Raw genomic sequence first — 17615 nt, forward strand, 5'->3', positions numbered from 1 at the left:
AGGACTCCGTGCAAGGACTCCGCTTAAGGACACCGCCATGTCGGAAACCGGTATAAGACTCGGGCTTCTGCCCTCCCTGGAGCCGCTTCTGAAGGAGTGGCTGCCGCGGCAGCGCTGGTTCGCCGGGAAGGGCCGCCCGGTCACGGGGGTCGGCCTGGTCTCGGCGACGGAGCTGCTGCCGCCGGGGGTGATGTCGCCGACGGCGCCGGGGCTGCTGCATCTGCTGGTGCGGGTGCGGCAGGGGGTCAACGGCGGCGACTGCTACCAGCTGCTGCTCGGGGTGCGGCGGAGTCTGCCGCCGCGCCTCGCGGGCGCGCGCATCGGGCGGCCGGACGCGGGGCCCCTGGCCGGGTACGTGGTCTACGAGGGGCTGCTCGACCCCCGGCTCGCGGGGCTCGTGCTCGAACGGCTGCGGTTGCCGGGCCGCCTGGGCGAGCTGCGCTTCACGCGCGCCCCGTCGGCGGAGATACGCGGGGGCCTCGCACCCCGACCGCTCGCCGCCGAGCAGTCCAACTCGTCGCTGGTGTACGGCGATACGTACATCCTGAAGCTGTTCCGCCGCGTGCTGCCCGGCGCGCATCCGGACCTGGAGGTGCCGCTCGCCCTGGCCGGGCAGGGGTGCGCGCGGGTGCCCGCACCGGTGGCCTGGTTCGAGCGGTACGGGTCCGGCACGGCCGGGGAGCCCAGCCTGCTCGGCGTACTACAGCCCTACCTCGCCGGTGCCGAGGACGGCTGGACCCTGACCCTGCGGGCCCTGGCCGACGGCGGCGACTTCGTAGCGGAGGCGCGGGCGCTCGGCCGGGCCACCGCCGAGACACATCAGGCCCTCGCCGCCGCCCTGCCCACGCTCCCCCTGGACCGGGCACGGACCGAGCGGATCGCCGCCGGAATGGCACAGCGCCTCCAGGCGGCGGCCCGCGCGGTCCCGGCACTGCGGCCGCACGTCCCCGGCCTGGCGGCCGTGTTCGCGGCCCTGCCCGCGGCGGGCGACGGGAACGGCGGCTTCCAGCGCATCCACGGCGATCTCCACCTGGGGCAGTGTCTGCGCACGCCCGACGGCGCGTGGGCCCTGATCGACTTCGAGGGCGAACCGGCCCGCCCGCTCGCCGAGCGCCGCCACCCGCAGCCGCCGGTCCGCGACGTGGCCGGAATGCTGCGCTCCTTCGACTACGCCGCGCACCTGTGCCGCGCGCCCGCCCTGGCCGACCGCTGCCGGGACGCGTACTGCGCCGGATACGCGGCGCAGTACGGCCACGACCCGCGCTCCATACCGGAGTTGCTGCACGCGTACGAGACCGACAAAGCCGTCTACGAGGTCCTCTACGAGGCCCGGAACCGCCCCGACTGGCTGCCCGTCCCCATGGCGGCGGTCCGCCGCCTGGCCACCGCGACCGCCCCCTGAGCCCCGGACCTCCCCCACCCCCGAAGAGGCGATGCAGTGCCCGCAAGCAGGAAGCCGGCGAAGCGGAACCCGAACCCGCAACCGCAACCACAGCCACAGCCACAGCCACAGCCACAGCCACAGCCGAGCCCGAAGCAGGCGGCGGCGAAGCGGCAGATCCCCCGGCAGCCGCCGCAACCGAAGACCCACAGGACCCCCGACAACCCCGCCGCGCTCACCTCCCCCGACCGCGAGCGCCTCCTCAACGGCACGCACCACGACCCGCACGCCGTACTCGGCGCACACCCGCTGCCGGACGGGAAGGACGGCGCGGCTTGCGTAGCACTCCGCGTCCTGCGCCCGTACGCCCGCAAGGTCACGGCCCTCACCGAAGACGGCGTACGCACCGAACTCCACAACGACGGCGAGGGCTTCTTCTCAGGCTTGCTTCCCCTCGGGCACCCGCCGGAGTACCACCTTCGGATCGCGTACGACCGGACAACCCCGGACACCCACGACCCGTACCGCTTCCTGCCCGCACTCGGCGACTTCGACCTGCACCTGATCAGCGAGGGCAGGCACGAGGAGCTGTGGCAGGTGCTTGGCGCGCACCCGATGACCCACCAGGGCGTGGCGGGCACCCGCTTCACGGTCTGGGCGCCGAACGCGCGCGGCGTGCGCGTGGTCGGGAACTTCAACTACTGGGACGGCACGGGCTTTCCGCTGCGCTCGCTCGGCGGCAGCGGCGTATGGGAACTGTTCGTGCCGGACCTGGGCGAGGGCGAGCTGTACAAGTTCGAGATCACCACGCCGGAGGGCCACCGCACGCTGCGCGCGGACCCGATGGCACGGCGAACCGAGGTCCCCCCGGCGAACGCGTCGATCGTCCACGTCTCGCACCACACCTGGCGGGACGGCGAGTGGATGGCACGGCGGGCCGCGCACCCGGGCCCCCACGAGGCCCCGTTCTCGGTCTACGAGGTACACCTGCCGTCCTGGCGCCCCGGCCTGACGTACCGCGACCTGGCGGCCCAACTACCGTCCTACGTAAAGGACTTGGGCTTCACGCATGTGGAGCTGATGCCGGTGGCGGAGCACCCCTTCGGCGGCTCGTGGGGCTACCAGGTGACCGGGTTCTACGCGCCCACGGCCCGCCTGGGCACGCCGGACGACTTCAAGTACCTGGTGGACGCGTTGCACCGGGCGGGCATCGGTGTCCTGATGGACTGGGTCCCGGCGCACTTTCCGCGCGACGACTGGGCGTTGGCCGCATTCGACGGACGTCCGCTGTACGAGCCCGAGGACCCGGCGCGGGCCGCGCACCCCGACTGGGGAACCCTGGAGTTCGATCACGGGCGGACGGAGGTCCGCAACTTCCTGGTGGCGAACGCGGTGTACTGGTGCGAGGAGTTCCACCTGGACGGCCTCAGGGTGGACGCCGTGGCGTCGATGCTCTACCTCGACTACTCGCGCGAGGAGGGCCAGTGGACGCCCAACGAACACGGCGGCCGCGAGAACCTGGACGCGGTGGCGTTCCTTCAGGAGATGAACGCCACCGTGTACCGCCGCGTACCGGGCGTGGTGACGATCGCGGAGGAGTCCACGGCCTGGGACGGCGTCACCCGGGCGACCCACCACACCGGACCCAGCGGCCTCGGCGGCCTCGGCTTCGGTCTGAAGTGGAACATGGGCTGGATGCACGACTCGCTCTCCTACATGGCGAAGGCCCCGATCCACCGGCGGCACCACCACCACGAGATGACGTTCTCGATGGTGTACGCGTACAGCGAGAACTACGTCCTGCCGATCTCCCACGACGAGGTGGTGCACGGCAAGCGCGCCCTGGTCTCGAAGATGCCCGGCGACTGGTGGCAGCGCCGCGCCGACCACCGCGCCTACCTGGCCTTCATGTGGTCCCACCCCGGCAAGCAACTCCTCTTTATGGGCCAGGAGTTCGCCCAGGGCTCGGAGTGGTCCGAGGCCCACGGCCCCGACTGGTGGCTCCTCGACCCGTCGTACGCGGCCGAGCCCGACCACCGAGGCGTACGCGACCTCGTCCGCGACCTGAACACGACGTACGCGGCAGAACCGGCCCTCTGGCAACGGGACACGGACCCTGCGGGCTTCGCCTGGATCACGGAAACGGAGACCGACGAGGGCCTGAATGTCCTCGCGTTCCTCCGCTACGGCGCGGAGGGCACGCCCCCACTCCTGTCGATCAGCAACTTCTCCCCGATGGTCCGGCACGGCTACCGCCTGGGCGTACCGGACGAGATCCCCGCCTGGCGCGAACTCCTCAACACGGACGCCCTCCACTACGGCGGCAGCGGCATCACCAACCCCTCGGGCCCTCTGAAATCTGACCCGATCCCCAGCCACGGCCACCCGAGCAGCCTGCATCTGACCCTGCCGCCTCTGGCGACGGTGTGGCTGCGCCCGGCGTAGGCAGCGTCGTCACTCCCCCATCCCGGCCGGAAGCCGCCCCGAGTACAGCACCCCCAACCCCTGTGTGGCCCGGGTCAGGGCCACGTACAGGTCGCTGGTCTGGAAGGCGGCGGGTTCGACGACGAGGACCTTGTCGAATTCGAGGCCCTTGGACTGGCGGGCGTCAAGCAGGACCACCTGGTGGGTGAGGTCGGGTTCGGCTCCGGCCGTGACGCCGTCGAGGTGGGCCGCGAGGGGCTCGTGCAGGTCGCGGGGGGCGATGACCGCGAGGCGGCCCTCCTCGGGGAGTTCGCGGGTCACCGCGGTCGCTACCGCTGACGGGAGGTCGCTGGTGTGCTGGAGCCAGGGGCGTACGCCCGTCGAGCGGACCGAGCTCGGGGGCTCGAAAGTCGGGTCCGCCGAAGACGCAGCCTTCACCACGCCTGCCGCCAGGTCCATGATCTCGGCTGGTGTGCGGTAGTTGACGCCCAGGCGGGTCAGCTCCCAGCGGTCCTCCACATACGGAGCCAGGATGTCCGCCCAGGAGCCGACGCCCGCCTCGGCGCCGGTCTGCGCCGGGTCGCCGACCAGGGTCATCGAGCGGGTCGGGATGCGGCGCATCAGGAGGCGCCAGGCCATAGGGGACAACTCTTGCGCCTCGTCGACGATGACGTGGCCGAAGGCCCAGGTGCGGTCGGCCGCCGCGCGTTCGGCCGCCGTTCGGTGGTCGGCCTCCTCGTGGCGCTCCGCCATCCGCTCCGCGTCGATGATGTCGTGGGCCGACAGGACCTCGGAAGCGGCGTCGTCGCCGCTACGGGCGGCATTCTCCTCCTTGTCCTCGAACTCGTAGGTACGCGAGGCGTACGACACGTCCAGGACGCCCTGCGCGTACTCGATCTGCCGCTGCCGCTCCGCCTCCTTCGCGGCCCGCTCGGCCGAGTCGTCCACGCCGAGCAGCTCCGCCGCCTCGTCCAGGAGCGGGATGTCCGCCTCCGTCCAGGGCGCACCGGGCTCGCGGCGGATGGCCTTCGCGGCGTCGTCCGATACGTAACCGACCGGGTCCGCGAGGAACTCGCTGACCAGGCCCTCCGGGGTCAGCGGCGGCCACAGCGTGTCGATGGCCGCGTGCACCTCGGTGCTCATGGCGATCTCCTTGCCGAGCTGCGCGACATCGTCCGCGCCGAGCAGGTTCGGCCCGCCGTACGGGTCCGCGCCGAGCCGCTCCACCAGCTGGTCGGTGAGCGCGTCGATGAGGTGGAACACGAAGTACGGGCGGGCCAGGTTGTGCGGAAGGCGGGTCTCGCGCGCCCGGGCCCGGGCGTCCTCCGCCATGGCCCGCTCCAGGTAGAGCGTGCCGTCGTCGTGGTCGATCTCCAGGTACGGGTCGGGGACGGACTGCCGGTCCCGTACCGCCTCGGCGAGTACCTCCGCCATCTCCGCCCGGCCCTTCACCGCGGCCGCGTCAGGAGTGTCGGCGCCCTTCGCGTGGACGCCCGGATAGAGCTCCCCCACGGTGGCGAGCAGCACCCCGGTCTCGCCGAGCGACGGCAGCACCTCGCCGATGTAGCCGAGGAACGCCGGGTTGGGGCCGACGATCAGGACGGCCCGCTTGGCCAGCAACTCCCGCTGTGCGTAGAGGAGATACGCGGCGCGGTGCAGCGCGACGGCCGTCTTGCCGGTGCCCGGGCCGCCCTCGACGACCATCACGCCCTGGTGCGGGGCGCGGATGATGCGGTCCTGCTCGGCCTGGATGGTCTGCACGATGTCGCCCATGCGGCCGGTACGGGCCGCGTTCAGGGCGGCGAGCAGCACCGCGTCGGCGTTGTGGTCCTCGAAGCCGGTACGCGTCTCGTCCGTCAGGTCGAGGATCTCGTCCTGCAGCGCGGTGACCGTACGGCCCTCGGTGGTGAGGTGGCGGCGGCGCCGGATGCCCATCGGGGTGTGGCCGGTCGCGAGGTAGAAGGGCCTCGCCACCGGGGCGCGCCAGTCGATCAGGAGCGGGGTGCGGGCCGTGTCGCCCGCGCGGATTCCGATACGGCCGATGTGGTGGTGGTCGACACCGTCGGAGTTCGGCTCCGAGAGATCAATTCGGCCGAAGCAGAGACCGGACTCGACAGCATTCAGCTCGGCCGCGCTGCGGACCCGTTCGTCGGCCGTGATATCCCGCTCCAGCTTGGCCTGCATACCGTTTCCCAGCTGGGCCAACGCGGAGCGTGCGGCGGCCTCGCGCTCCGCCCGCAGCTCGTCGAGGCGGGCGTAGAGGCGATCGACGAATTGCTGCTCCCGGCGCAATTCAGCCGATTCAACAGATTCCCCGGTTGACAATTCGACTCCTTGTGGGATACCGTGTTTCTAGTTGAGCCAGATGAGCCCCCAAAAGGGGCTTTTTCTATGCCCGCACAGAAACACTCAATATACCAAGTCGAATACCCCGACCGTCAAACGGCCGGGGTATTTTTCTTTACCGGGAGACAGCTGGTTTCAGAGGACGTCCGCCAGCTCCTCCAGGAGCTTCCGCTTCGGGCGCGCGCCCACCAGCGACTTCACCGGCTCGCCGCCGCGGAACACCAGGAGCGTCGGGGTCGCCATGACCTTGTGGGCGATCGTCGTCTCCGGGCTGCTGTCCACATCGAGCCGTACGACCTTCAGCCGCTCGCCCTCCTCCCGCGCGATCTCCGCCAGGACCGGCGCCAACTGGCGGCACGGGCCGCACCACACCGCCGTGAACTGCACGAGCACCGGGCGGTCGGTGACGCCGAGGACCTCCTGTGCGAAGTCCGCGTCGGTCACCTCGGGCAGGTCTGTCGCCTTTACCGTCACTGTTCTTCCCCCTCCGGGCTGGTTCCCCATGGGTCGGTCATCAGTGCGCATCGGGGCGCCGCCGCCCCGTCGTACGCCTCGTCCGCGAGCTGAGTCATCGCCCGCTCGGCGCGCGCGAGTTGGGCGCCCACCTGAGCCCGTACGGTCGTCAACTCCCCGATCAGAGCGTCGAGTTCGGCCACCTTGCGGCGGTAGACCGCGAGCGAGGCCGGGCACGAGTCGCCCTCCGGGTGGCCGGCGCGCAGGCACTCCACGAACGGCCTGGTCTCCTCCAGGTCGAAGCCGAAGTCCTGGAGCGTCCGGATCTGCCGGAGCAGCCGCAGGTCGGATTCGTCGTACGTGCGGTAGCCGTTGCTGCCGCGGCGTGCGGGCAGCAGGCCGCGTGACTCGTAGTAGCGGAGCGTGCGCGTGGTGGTTCCGGCCCGTTCCGCGAGTTCGCCGATGCGCATACGAAGGACGGTAATCCTTGACGCCGGCGTCAAGGCCAGTCGGTGTCGGTGTCGGTGGCGGGCCCGGCGAGCTCCGCGAGGACCGCCGCGTGGTCCGACGGCCACACGCCGTCCGGGCCCACCGGCCCGTGCCCGGCCCGCCGTACCGACAGGACCCGGCCCAGACCGTCCGGGCCGGTCTGTCCGACGTGCACGTAGTCGATGCGGACGGGCGGCGAGAAGGTCGCCGCGACATACGGGTTCTCCGGGTCCCAGGTCGCCGAGGGCGCCGCCGGATCGGCGTACTCCCAGGCGTCGAGCAGCAGCTGGCCGGGGACGACGGGGGCGCTGCGGTAGCCGCCGAGGAGCCGGATCTCGTCGGAGTCGGGCCAGGCGTTGAAGTCGCCCGTGAGTACCGGCGGGAAGGCCGAGGCGCCCCGGCGCTCCGCGACGAACTCCGCGATCGCGGCGACCTGTTGGCAGCGGATCGCGGACCCGGTGACCGACGCCGTGAGATGGGCCGAGAAGAACGGCACCGGGTGGCCGGGGGCGTCGAGCAGCGCGTACAGGGCGAGCCGCCCGTCGTCCTCGGTGCCCACAGCGCCGTTGACGTATCGCGGCACCGGGAGCCGGAGCACCGCGCGGTCGAGGACCGGCCAGCGGCTGAGCACCGCGTTGCCGACGTCGACCGCACGGTCCGGGGCGTCGGCGGGCAGGCGGCGGCGCCACGGCTCCGGGGCCTCGGAGGCGGCCCAGGTCCAGTGCATGCCGAGCTCGGCGGCGAGCCACTCGGCCAGGTTCTCGCCACCCGGGCCCTGCGTGGCCCACACCTCTTGCAGGCCCACCACGTCCGGGCGCAGCTCGCGCAGCACCTCGAGGATGGCCGTCCTGCGCTGCTCCCAGGGGCCGAACCGCCACCACACATTCCACGTCAGTACGCGCATGCCTCATGCCTATCGCAGCGCCGCGTACGACTCCCGCAGCGCCGCGTCCAGGGCCTGTGTCGGAGTGCCGTGTACCGCGCCCTGACCGCCGCGTCCAGGTTTGGGTGGTCCAGTCCCTCATCCGGACGAAGTGGGTGCCTTGGGCACATGATGGGGGGCCGCGCTGCGCAGTGTGCCGATGTGACAGTGATAACCGCGACGCGTGATGCGGCCGCCGCGGCTGCCGCGGCGCTCTTTACCGCGCTGCTGCTCGGCCCCGCCGCGGAGGCCGCTGAGCCCTCGGCCGCCTCGGCCGCCCCCGCCGTCTCCGCCACCTCCGCCGTCCCTCCTCCCGCCACCGTCTCCATGGCCAACGGGCGTGCGCCCGCCGACAGTTGTGCGTACTCCGATACCGATCTGCCGCTCGACGAGCTCGGGCGGCTTGCCCGGTCCGGGGACGTGGGCGAGGCCGTACGCCGCGCCTGCCGCCGCGAGCCACCACCCCGGACTCCGGAGCCGCCACCTCCGCCCCCTCCCCCGCCGCCGACGAGCACGTCGGCTCCCGCTCCCGTCGCCCCAGCGCCGCGACCGCGCCCCGAGCCGCCCTCGTCGAGCCCGAGCCCGAGTCCTTCCTCGTCTGCGTCCCCGCGCGCGGCCGCCGAGCCCACGCCGTCGTTCTTCCCGCCGCCCCCGCGTGCGCGCCCACGGCAGTCCGACGAGCCCGGGCACTCACCGGTCACCCGGACGCTGCTCCTCGTCGCCCCGGCCGTGGTCGCCGCCGCGTTCGGCGCCGCGGGCGCATCCGGCTCCGGTGCCGCGGCAACGGGCGGCCGAGCGGGCGGCCCCTCCGCGTAACCCCGCCACAGCCACCACGCACAGTCTCAACTCACCCTGAAGGGAACTCCCTTGAGCAACTGGCTCGTGCTCGGCCTCGCCATGGCCGCCGCCGTCGCCGTCGTCGTGTTCACCGCGCTCGTGCGGGACCGCCGCGCCCGGAACAACGACACCAGTGAGACACCCGACGTCATCGAGTACATGACGATGATGATCGGCGTGGTCTACGCGATCGTCCTCGGCCTGGCCATCGCCGGGGTCTGGGAGGGGCGCGCGGCCGCCGAGGACACCGCCCGCGCCGAGGCCTTCGCGCTGCACGAACTCCGCGAGCGCGCCTCCGACTTCCCCGCCGCCACGGCCGACCGGATCCGCTCCGGCGTCGATGCCTACGTCCACCACGCGGTCGCCAAGGAGTGGCCCGTGTACACCGAAACCGGGGAGCTCACCGCCCGCGGCGACCGGCTCCTCACCGACGTACGCCGCACCATCCTGGCCCACCAGCCGCGCACCGACGGCGAGAGCCGTGCCTCGTACGCCCTCACCGACCAGCTCACGGCGGCCGCCGAGGCGCGCAACACGCGCTCCCTGGAGTCCGGTTCGACGCTCGGCCCGCTGGTCTGGTTCGGCCTGGTCACGGGGGGACTCGTCAGCATCGGCATGCTCTTCGCCCTGCAACTGAGGCGCTCCGCCCGCGAACTCGTCCTCGCGGGCGTGTTCACCTCGCTGATCGCATTCCTGCTGTTCCTGGTCTGGCAGTTCGACTCCCCCGTGGCGCGGGACGTGGAGGGCCTGACCGAACCGTTCACGGCACTGTTCCCACAGGCGGCGGGCGGCTAGGCAAGGCGACGCCTCGCTGTCATCCGCCCACACACACCTCTGCCCCTTGTCCGGAGTGCTCGGACAAGGGGCAGAGAGGTGCGGAAGGCCGCCGCTCAGCGGTTGATGCAGAGGTTGCCGAGGGCGGGGTTGGCAGCCGCGATGACGTTGACGGTGTTACCGCACACGTTGACCGGCACGTGCGCGGGAACCAGGACCACATTGCCTGAGAGGACTCCTGGGGAGCCCACCGCGTAACCCTTCCCTTCGGCGTCGGCAGCCGCGTTGCCCGCTCCTGCCAGAGCCGCGCTGCCCGCCAGGGCAATGGCGGCCAATACGGTACGTACGCGCATTGCGTCCTCCTTTATGTAGCAGTGATCGCAGGATCACCTGAAGGATGCACGCGAGGTCAATCGACGTACCGCCCGCTCCCTCAACGGCCGCCAGAGTTCACGCGTTCGGCCGATTCAGCTTGCGCTTCAGCTTCTTGCCCGACGGGGACTCGTCCAGGGTCTTCCACAGCTTTCCGGAGCTGAGTGAGGTGTAGACGCCGGGTGCGCCCTGGCCGCCGCAGCCGTCGCCGTACGAGACGACGCCGATCAGGAGCGGGGCCTCACGCCCGGGCACCTTGCGGAGGATGGGCCCGCCACTGTCCCCCTGGCAGGAGTCCTTGCCCTCAACTCCCGCGCAGAAGTTGACCTTTGCTTCGTACTCCTTGTAGCTGGTCGCGCACTCGGCGTGCGAGAGGATCGGCACCTTGACCTCGCGCAGCCGGTCCGGGGTGTGCTGCAGTTCGGTGTCCGTGTTGCCCCAGCCCGCCACGGTGGCCTTCTGGCCGGGGCGGAGCAGGGAGTCCGTGCCCGGCGTCGGCATGCCGACCGCCGAGATGCCCTTGACCGGCTTCGCCAGCATCAGGAAGGCCACGTCGTACGCTTCCTGGCCCTTGGCGTAGCGGGGGTGGACGACCACGCCGTCCTCCGCGAGGTTGCGTATCTGGCCCTGCTTCGAGGACAGGACCGTGCGGCCGACGGCGACCTGGAGGTCCTTGGCCTTGGCGCCCTCGACGCAGTGCGCGGCGGTCGCGACCACGTCCGGGGCGACCAGGCTGCCGCCGCAGAACTGGCGGTCGAGGGCGCTGCCCTTGCCCTTGGCCAGGACGGCGGTCATGAACGGGTAGGCGTCGTTGGACACTTCGGTGCCACCGATGATCGCGTGCGCGGCAGGCGCGCTGGTGGCGACCATGCCGAGTGCGGCGGCGGTGGCGGCGAGACCGGCGGCAAGGCGCGTCTTACGGGTGTTCTGTCGATTCATGGGGGGTTACGTCGCTTTCATGCGGCAGGAACTGCGGTAACTGCTGCGCTGTGCGCGCCCTGTCAGAGGGGGATTTCAGGGCCCGGGTTCCGGGCGCGCCGCCAACTCGCCCACGGAGAAGCCCGGTTCGCGTCCGATCGCGTTTATCACATACCGCCGCGTTCCTGACATGCCACCACGTTCCTGACATACGAGAGGCGGGCCGCTGCTTGAGCGGCCCGCCTCTCGTACGCTGTGTCGTCCGTCAGACGGACACCTTCTGCTTGTCGCCGCCACCCGGCTGTTCCGGAACCGTGGCCTTCGCTTCTTCCGCGTCGCCGTCGCCGTCGGCGGGTGCGTGGTCGTCGACCAGGGTCTTCTCGTCGAACGGGAACCGGCCCGCAAGGACCTCCGAGACGCGCTCCTTGTCGATCTCCTTCGTCCAGGTGCCCACGAGCACCGTCGCCACCGCGTTGCCCGCGAAGTTCGTCAGGGCGCGGGCCTCGCTCATGAAGCGGTCGATGCCGACGATCAGGCCGACGCCGTCGACCAGGTCGGGGCGGTGCGACTGGAGGCCGCCCGCGAGCGTGGCCAGACCGGCACCGGTGACGCCCGCCGCGCCCTTCGACGCGATGACCATGAAGATCAGGAGAGAGATCTGCTCGCCGAGCGAGAGCGGGTTGCCCATCGCCTCGGCCACGAAGAGCGACGCCATGGTCAGGTAGATCGCCGTGCCGTCCAGGTTGAACGAGTAGCCCGTCGGGACCGTGATGCCGGTGACCGGCTTGCTCACGCCCAGGTGCTCCATCTTCGCGATCAGGCGCGGCAGCGCCGACTCCGAGGACGAGGTCGACAGGATCAGCAGGAACTCGCGGCCCAGGTACTTCAGGAGCGAGAAGATGTTGATGCCCGTGAAGACCTTCAGGAGCGTGCCGAGCACCACGAAGACGAAGATCAGGCACGTCACGTAGAAGCCGATCATGATGACCGCGAGGGACTTCAGCGCGTCCAGGCCGGTCTCGCCGACCACCGCCGCGATCGCGCCGAACGCACCCACCGGAGCGACCCACATGATCATGCCGAGGATGCGGAACACCAGGCGCTGGATGTGCCCGATGCCGCGGATGATCGGCTCACCCGAGGAGCCCATGGCCTGCAGCGCGAAGCCGCAGAGGAGCGCTACGAGCAGGGTCGGCAGGACACTCTCCGCCGTGAACGCCGCGACCAGCGTCTTCGGGATGATGCCGAGCAGGAAGTCGGTCGTCGACGCCGAGGCGCCCTCCGCCTGAGCCTCGCCCTCGCCGCGTACCGCCTCGGTGAGGTGCAGGCCCTGGCCCGGCTCCAGGATGTTGCCGACGACCAGGCCGATCGCGAGGGCGACGGTCGACATCACCATGAAGTAGCCGAGCGCAAGGCCGCCCACCGCACCGACCTTCGCGGCCTTACGGACCGAGCCGACACCGAGCACGATCGTGCAGAAGATGATGGGCGAAATCATCATCTTGATCAGGCTCACGAAGCCGGAGCCGAGCGGCTTCAGCTCGACGGCGACACCGGGTGCGGCGAAGCCGACCGCGATGCCGAGAAGCACCGCCGCGATCACGGCGATGTAGAGATAATGGGTCCTGTCGCGTCTGGCGGCCACAGTGCCTCCTTGATCACGGTTACGGCCCGCGTCCCGTACGGCCCGACCTGAGGTACACCTCCGCCCCTGCCGAGCCCGGGTATGCGGCTCGGCTGCGGCTCGCCCACGGCTCTTCGTGCGGCTCCCGGCGTGGCGGCGGTTGCGGAGAATATCCGTCACGGCCGTGACCCGGGTCACCCTTACGTTCATTTAGTTCTCACTTATACGTGCAGGCACACTGGCTGCATGCACACCCCGCACCGGGTGCCCCATGTGCCCCGGCCCCGCAGCCTCGCCGGCCAGCTCTTCGCGATGCAGGTCGTCCTGGTCGCGGTGGTCGTCGCCGGGTGTGCGGTCTTCGCGTACCTCGTCGCGCACCGGCAGGCCGAACAGGCCGCCGCCCGCCAGGCCACCGCCACCGCCCGCGCCGTGGCCGTCTCCCCCTCCGTGCGCGCCGCGATCCGGAGCGAGGATCCGACGGCCACCCTCCAGCCGTACGCCGAGGAGGTCCGCAGGACCACCGGCGTCGACTTCGTCACGATCATGAACCCGGACGGGGTGCGCTGGACCCACCCCGACCCCAGCCGGATCGGGCACGAGTTTCTCGGCCACATCGGGCCCGCACTCGGCGGCCGGACCTTCACCGAGCAGTACACCGGGACGCTCGGACCCTCCATGCGGGCCGTGACCCCGATCCGGGACGGCGGCACGGACCGCGCGGGCGACGACGGGCGGATCGTCGGCCTGGTCAGCGCCGGGATCACCATCGAGGAGATCTCCGCGCAGGTGCAAAAGCAGCTCGCCGGGCTCTTCGGCTTCGCGGCCGCGGCGCTCGCGCTCGGCGGGCTCGGGACGTACGTCATCAACGCCCGGCTCCGCCGCCACACCCACGGCATGAACGCGGCCGAGCTGAGCCGGGTGCACGACTACCACCAGGCCGCACTGCACGCCGTGCGCGAGGGGCTGCTCATGCTCGACGGGCAGCGGCGGATCGCGCTGATCAACGACGGGGCGCGGGAGCTCCTCGGCGTACCGCGGGCCGTCGGGGACGAGGACGCCGTCATCGGGCGGAACGTCGCCGAACTCGGCCTGCCGAAGCCGCTGACCGGAGCGCTGCTCGCCTCCGAGCCGCGGGTCGACGAGGTGCATCTGACCGCGGACCGGGTGGTCGTCGTGAACACCTCCCCGGTCTCCGGCGGCGAGCGCCGCGGCACCGTCGTCACACTCCGCGACCACACCGAACTCCAGGCGCTGACCGGCGAGTTGAACCACGAGCGCGGCTTCACGCAGGCGCTCCGCTCGCAGGCCCACGAGGCGGCCAACCGGCTGCACACCGTCGTCTCGCTGATCGAGCTGGGGCGGGCCGACGAGGCCGTGGAGTTCGCGACGGCGGAGCTCGAACTGGCCCAGGCGCTCACCGACCAGGTGGTCGCGGCGGTCACCGAGCCGGTGCTCGCCGCGCTGCTCCTGGGCAAGGCGGCGCAGGCCAACGAGCACGGCGTCGAGCTGGTGGTGTCCCCGGACAGTCGGATCGACGACGGGGTGCTCCCGCAGTCCCTGCCCGCCCGGGACCTGGTGACGGTCCTCGGCAATCTGATCGACAACGCGGTGGAGGCGGTGACCGGGCTGCCGGGCGCCCGGGTGACCGTGACCGCGCGGGGGCCTGTGTCGGAAGTCCCGTCGTCCGCCCGGAGGGCGGGCCCCGCGGCGTCCGGTGCGTGCGATCGCAAGGCGGAGGGTCGCCCCGATACTGGATGTATCGGGGTGTGCCCGACAACGCAGCGAGCGTGCGTGCCGGGCGTCGCGGGGCAGGCGGGACTTCCGACACAGGCCCCCGCCACCTGTGACGAACTTCTGGTCCGCGTCGCCGATACAGGTGAGGGCGTGCCGGACGATGCCGATATCTTCGCCCGCGGCTGGTCCACCAAGCCGGGCAGCCGCGGCATCGGGCTCGCCCTCGTACGGCAGACGGTGCGGCGGCACGGCGGGGAGGTCACGGTGGGCGCGGCGGACGACGGGGGCGCGGAGTTCACGGTGCGGCTGCCACTGCACCAGAACGACCAGGCTGAGGGAGCCCCCGTATGACCGAGCCGGACGCCGTCCAGAAAGAAATCCGCGTACTCGTCGTCGAAGACGACCCCGTAGCCGCCGACGCCCACGTCCTGTACGTCAACCGCGTCCCCGGCTTCCGGGCCGTCGGCAAGGCGCACTCCGGGGCCGAGGCGCGCCGCGCGCTCGACCGCACCCAGGTCGACCTGCTCCTTCTCGACCTCTACCTGCCGGACGGGCACGGCCTGAAGCTGGCCCGCTCGCTGCGGGCCGTCGGACACCGGGCGGACGTCATCGCGGTGACCTCGGCGCGCGATCTCACGGTGGTACGGGAGGGCGTCTCGCTCGGCGTGGTGCAGTACGTGCTCAAGCCGTTCACCTTCGCCACGCTCCGGGACCGCCTGCTGCGGTACGCCGAGTTCCGTACGACCGCCGGGGAGGCCGCGGGCCAGGAGGAGGTCGACCGCACCCTGGCGGCGCTGCGCTCCCCCGGACCGGCCGCGCTGCCGAAGGGCCTGAGCGCGCCCACCCTGGAGCGGATCGTCAACTGCCTGCGCGAGTCGCCCGACGGCCTGACCGCCGCCACCGCCGCCGAGACGGCGGGCCTCGCCCGGATCACCGCCCGCCGCTACCTGGAGCACCTGGTCGACACCGGCCGCGCGGCCCGCAGCCCGCAGTACGGCCAAGTGGGCCGCCCGGAGCTGCACTACCGCTGGCTGGGCAACCTCATGCAAGGACATTGACCAGCCCATGAGCGGACGCTTACGTTCGCCGGGCAGCCATCGCAGGCTCACCGGAGGTCGTGCCGTGCCCATGCCCATGCGTACGCCCCTGCTCCTCGGCGCCGCAGCCCTGCTCACCGCCGCGTCGCTGACCGCCTGCGGCGGCGGGTCCGGGGGTGACCCGGATGTCGTGAAGGTCTCCTACAAGCAGTCCACGGACAACTCGATCCGGGTGATGGACAAGTATCTGGCAAAGATGGCGAAGCAGTTCGAGAAGGACCACCCGGGCAAGAAGATCGAGCTCGTGCCGATCAAGGCGGCCGACGCCGACTACTACACCAAGCTCCAGCAGATGCTGCGCTCCCCGAAGACCGCGCCCGACCTGGTCTACGAGGACACCTTCCTCATCAACTCCGATATCACCAGCGGGTACTTGACGCCCCTCGACCCGTATCTGAACAAGTGGAAGGACTGGGACCGGTTCATCGATACGGCGAAGTCCGCGGCGAAGGCCCAGGACGGCAAGACGTACGGCGTACCGGACGGCACCGACACCCGCGGCCTCTGGTTCGACAAGGACATCTTCGAGAAGGCCGGGCTGCCCGCCGATTGGCAGCCGAAGAACTGGAACGAGATCCTCGACGCCGCCCGCACCATCAAGAAGAAGGTCCCCGGCGTCATCCCGCTGAACGTCTACACCGGTAAGCCCGGCGGCGAGACCTCCACCATGCAGGGCTTCGAGATGCTGCTGTACGGCACGGGCACGGATCCGCTGTACGACACGGCGCAGCAGAAGTGGGTCGCGGGCGGCAAGGGCTTCAAGGACTCCCTCAAGTTCGTGGAGACCGTCTACCAGGAGAAGCTCGGCCCGCCCGTCGAGGACGCCCTCGACCCGAACCTCGCGACCCGGGTGCGCGGCGAGCTGATGCCCAAGGGCAAGCTCGGCATCAACCTCGACGGCTCGTGGCTGCCGCAGGACTGGCTGCCCGGCTCCGGGCACGAATGGCCGCAGTGGTCCGAGGAGTTGGGCCTCGCGGCGATGCCGACGCAGCACGGCCAGAAGCCCGGCAAGGTCAGCATGTCCGGCGGCTGGACCTGGGCGATCCCGTCGAAGGCGGCCAACCCCGACCTGGCCTTCGAGTTCATCAAGACCATGCAGACCAAGAAGAACGCCCAGGACTGGTACGTCCGCAACTCCGGAATCGCCGTGCGCGAGGACGTCGCCGACGACCCCGCGTACGCGAAGGCGCAGCCCGGCACCGCGTTCTTCACGGATCTGGTGCGGTACACCCACTACCGGCCCGCCTACCCGGCGTACCCGAAGGTGTCCACGGCGATCCAGGAGGCGATGGAGCTGGTCACGACCGGGGACGGCAGCGTCGCCGAGGCGGCCAAGGCGTACGACGAAGAGCTCGGGTCGATCACGGACGGCGCGGTGACGCGGAAGTGAGGCGTTCCCTCACCCGGTTCCTGCCCCTGTCCCCCACGGTCCTGCTCCTGCTGCTGTTCCTGGCGGGACCGATCGGCTACTGCGTCTATATCGCCTTCACGGACCTCCAGTTGACCGGCCAGGCCGAGTCGTCCTTCGTCGGCCTGGAGAACTTCACCGCGGCGTTCAGGGACGCGGACTTCCGTAACGCGGTCTGGATGACGCTGGTCTTCACGGTCGTCTCGGCGCTGATCGGGCAGAACACCCTGGGCCTTGCCCTGGCCTCCCTGATGCAGCGGGCCTCGCGCCCGGTGCGCACCCTGACCGGCAGTGTGGTGGTGACGGCCTGGGTGCTCCCGGAGGTGGTGGCGGGCTTCCTGCTGTACGCGTTCTTCCGCCGCGAGGGCACCCTGAACGCGATCCTGGACTGGCTGCACCTGCCGTCCCAGAACTGGCTGTACACGCTGCCGATCCTGGCGGTGTCGTTCGCCAACGTGTGGCGCGGCACGGCGTTCTCGATGCTCGTCTACTCGGCGGCGCTCAAGGAGATCCCGTCGGAGGTCACGGAGGCGGCGCAGGTCGACGGGGCGGGCGGCTGGCGGCGCCTGTGGCACATCACGCTGCCGATGATCCGCCGTTCCATCGGCACCAACCTGATGCTGATCACCCTGCAGACGCTCTCCGTCTTCGGCCTGATCTGGGTGATGACGCGCGGCGGCCCGGGCAACCGGAGCCAGACGCTGCCGCTCTATATGTACGAACAGGCATTCCAGAACAGCATGATCGGGTACGCGACGGCGGTGGCGCTGCTCCTGCTCGTGGTCGGCTCGCTCTTCTCGTTGGTGTACCTGCGCCTGCTGCGAACGGAGGTCTGA

General features: G+C 71.0%; 15 protein-coding genes. 8 read left to right on the forward strand and 7 right to left on the reverse strand.

The features are described 5' to 3' along the window. Positions 1-37 precede the first annotated feature (37 nt). Positions 38-1402, forward strand: a complete 1365-nt coding sequence (locus tag ACWD10_RS09800; protein WP_451088858.1) for a maltokinase N-terminal cap-like domain-containing protein — start codon at positions 38-40, stop codon at positions 1400-1402. A gap of 36 nt (positions 1403-1438) precedes the next feature. Further along, complete coding sequence (gene glgB / locus ACWD10_RS09805; protein WP_451088860.1) at positions 1439-3826, forward strand: 1,4-alpha-glucan branching enzyme; 2388 nt, start codon at positions 1439-1441, stop codon at positions 3824-3826. A gap of 9 nt (positions 3827-3835) precedes the next feature. On the opposite strand, the gene ACWD10_RS09810 is transcribed toward glgB, so the two are convergent. From ACWD10_RS09810 to ACWD10_RS09825, 4 genes are all read right to left on the reverse strand, one after another. After that, a complete protein-coding gene (locus ACWD10_RS09810; RefSeq protein ID WP_451088862.1) occupies positions 3836-6130 on the reverse strand; it encodes a HelD family protein in 2295 nt (764 codons plus the stop codon). A gap of 156 nt (positions 6131-6286) precedes the next feature. Continuing rightward, positions 6287-6625, reverse strand: a complete 339-nt coding sequence (locus tag ACWD10_RS09815) for a thioredoxin family protein (protein WP_451088864.1) — start codon at positions 6623-6625, stop codon at positions 6287-6289. Then, positions 6622-7074 carry a MerR family transcriptional regulator gene (locus ACWD10_RS09820; protein WP_451088866.1) on the reverse strand — a complete coding sequence of 151 codons (453 nt, stop codon included), beginning with the start codon at positions 7072-7074 and terminating at the stop codon, positions 6622-6624. The genes ACWD10_RS09815 and ACWD10_RS09820 overlap by 4 nt, the downstream gene beginning before the upstream one ends. A 29-nt stretch (positions 7075-7103) precedes the next feature. Beyond that, the gene (locus tag ACWD10_RS09825; RefSeq protein ID WP_451088868.1) at positions 7104-7997 is read right to left on the reverse strand and encodes an endonuclease/exonuclease/phosphatase family protein; all 894 of its coding nucleotides are present in this window, start codon (positions 7995-7997) and stop codon (positions 7104-7106) included. A 180-nt stretch (positions 7998-8177) separates the two neighbouring features. Between ACWD10_RS09825 and ACWD10_RS09830 the strand changes: the two genes are divergently transcribed. Next, the gene (locus ACWD10_RS09830; RefSeq protein WP_451088870.1) at positions 8178-8831 is read left to right on the forward strand and encodes a hypothetical protein; all 654 of its coding nucleotides are present in this window, start codon (positions 8178-8180) and stop codon (positions 8829-8831) included. A 51-nt stretch (positions 8832-8882) separates the two neighbouring features. Further along, positions 8883-9647 (forward strand): bestrophin-like domain, encoded by a 765-nt coding sequence (locus ACWD10_RS09835; protein WP_451088872.1) that lies wholly within the window; start codon positions 8883-8885, stop codon positions 9645-9647. A 95-nt stretch (positions 9648-9742) separates the two neighbouring features. Here ACWD10_RS09835 and ACWD10_RS09840 read toward each other — a convergent pair whose 3' ends face one another. From ACWD10_RS09840 to ACWD10_RS09850, 3 genes are all read right to left on the reverse strand, one after another. After that, the gene (locus ACWD10_RS09840) at positions 9743-9979 is read right to left on the reverse strand and encodes a chaplin (RefSeq protein ID WP_451088874.1); all 237 of its coding nucleotides are present in this window, start codon (positions 9977-9979) and stop codon (positions 9743-9745) included. 97 nt (positions 9980-10076) lie between these two features. Further along, on the reverse strand, positions 10077-10937 hold the full coding sequence (locus tag ACWD10_RS09845; protein ID WP_451088876.1) for a S1 family peptidase: 861 nt from the start codon (positions 10935-10937) through the stop codon (positions 10077-10079). Positions 10938-11181: 244 nt separating this feature from the next. After that, a complete protein-coding gene (locus ACWD10_RS09850) occupies positions 11182-12561 on the reverse strand; it encodes a cation:dicarboxylate symporter family transporter (protein ID WP_451088878.1) in 1380 nt (459 codons plus the stop codon). 225 nt (positions 12562-12786) lie between these two features. Here ACWD10_RS09850 and ACWD10_RS09855 point away from each other — a divergent pair, with 225 nt between their 5' ends. The 4 genes from ACWD10_RS09855 (at position 12787) to ACWD10_RS09870 (ending at position 17615) form a co-directional block, all read left to right on the forward strand. Beyond that, positions 12787-14625, forward strand: a complete 1839-nt coding sequence (locus tag ACWD10_RS09855; RefSeq protein ID WP_451088880.1) for a sensor histidine kinase — start codon at positions 12787-12789, stop codon at positions 14623-14625. Continuing rightward, complete coding sequence (locus ACWD10_RS09860; RefSeq protein ID WP_451088882.1) at positions 14622-15332, forward strand: response regulator; 711 nt, start codon at positions 14622-14624, stop codon at positions 15330-15332. Before ACWD10_RS09855 ends, ACWD10_RS09860 begins: the two co-directional genes overlap by 4 nt. A gap of 70 nt (positions 15333-15402) precedes the next feature. Then, complete coding sequence (locus ACWD10_RS09865; protein WP_451088884.1) at positions 15403-16761, forward strand: extracellular solute-binding protein; 1359 nt, start codon at positions 15403-15405, stop codon at positions 16759-16761. Then, entirely contained in the window at positions 16758-17615 is an 858-nt protein-coding gene (locus tag ACWD10_RS09870; RefSeq protein ID WP_451088886.1) for a carbohydrate ABC transporter permease, read from the forward strand. Before ACWD10_RS09865 ends, ACWD10_RS09870 begins: the two co-directional genes overlap by 4 nt.

Source organism: Streptomyces sp. NPDC002851, assembly GCF_053591935.1.

Bases quoted from the DNA above. Each gene is read 5' to 3' on its own strand.
- ACWD10_RS09840 (WP_451088874.1), bottom strand. From the start codon at position 9,979: ATGCGCGTACGTACCGTATTGGCCGCCATTGCCCTGGCGGGCAGCGCG.
- ACWD10_RS09860 (WP_451088882.1), top strand. From the start codon at position 14,622: ATGACCGAGCCGGACGCCGTCCAGAAAGAAATCCGCGTACTCGTCGTC.
- ACWD10_RS09825 (WP_451088868.1), bottom strand. From the start codon at position 7,997: ATGCGCGTACTGACGTGGAATGTGTGGTGGCGGTTCGGCCCCTGGGAG.
- ACWD10_RS09845 (WP_451088876.1), bottom strand. From the start codon at position 10,937: ATGAATCGACAGAACACCCGTAAGACGCGCCTTGCCGCCGGTCTCGCC.
- ACWD10_RS09855 (WP_451088880.1), top strand. From the start codon at position 12,787: ATGCACACCCCGCACCGGGTGCCCCATGTGCCCCGGCCCCGCAGCCTC.
- ACWD10_RS09865 (WP_451088884.1), top strand. From the start codon at position 15,403: ATGCCCATGCGTACGCCCCTGCTCCTCGGCGCCGCAGCCCTGCTCACC.
- ACWD10_RS09800 (WP_451088858.1), top strand. From the start codon at position 38: ATGTCGGAAACCGGTATAAGACTCGGGCTTCTGCCCTCCCTGGAGCCG.
- ACWD10_RS09820 (WP_451088866.1), bottom strand. From the start codon at position 7,074: ATGCGCATCGGCGAACTCGCGGAACGGGCCGGAACCACCACGCGCACG.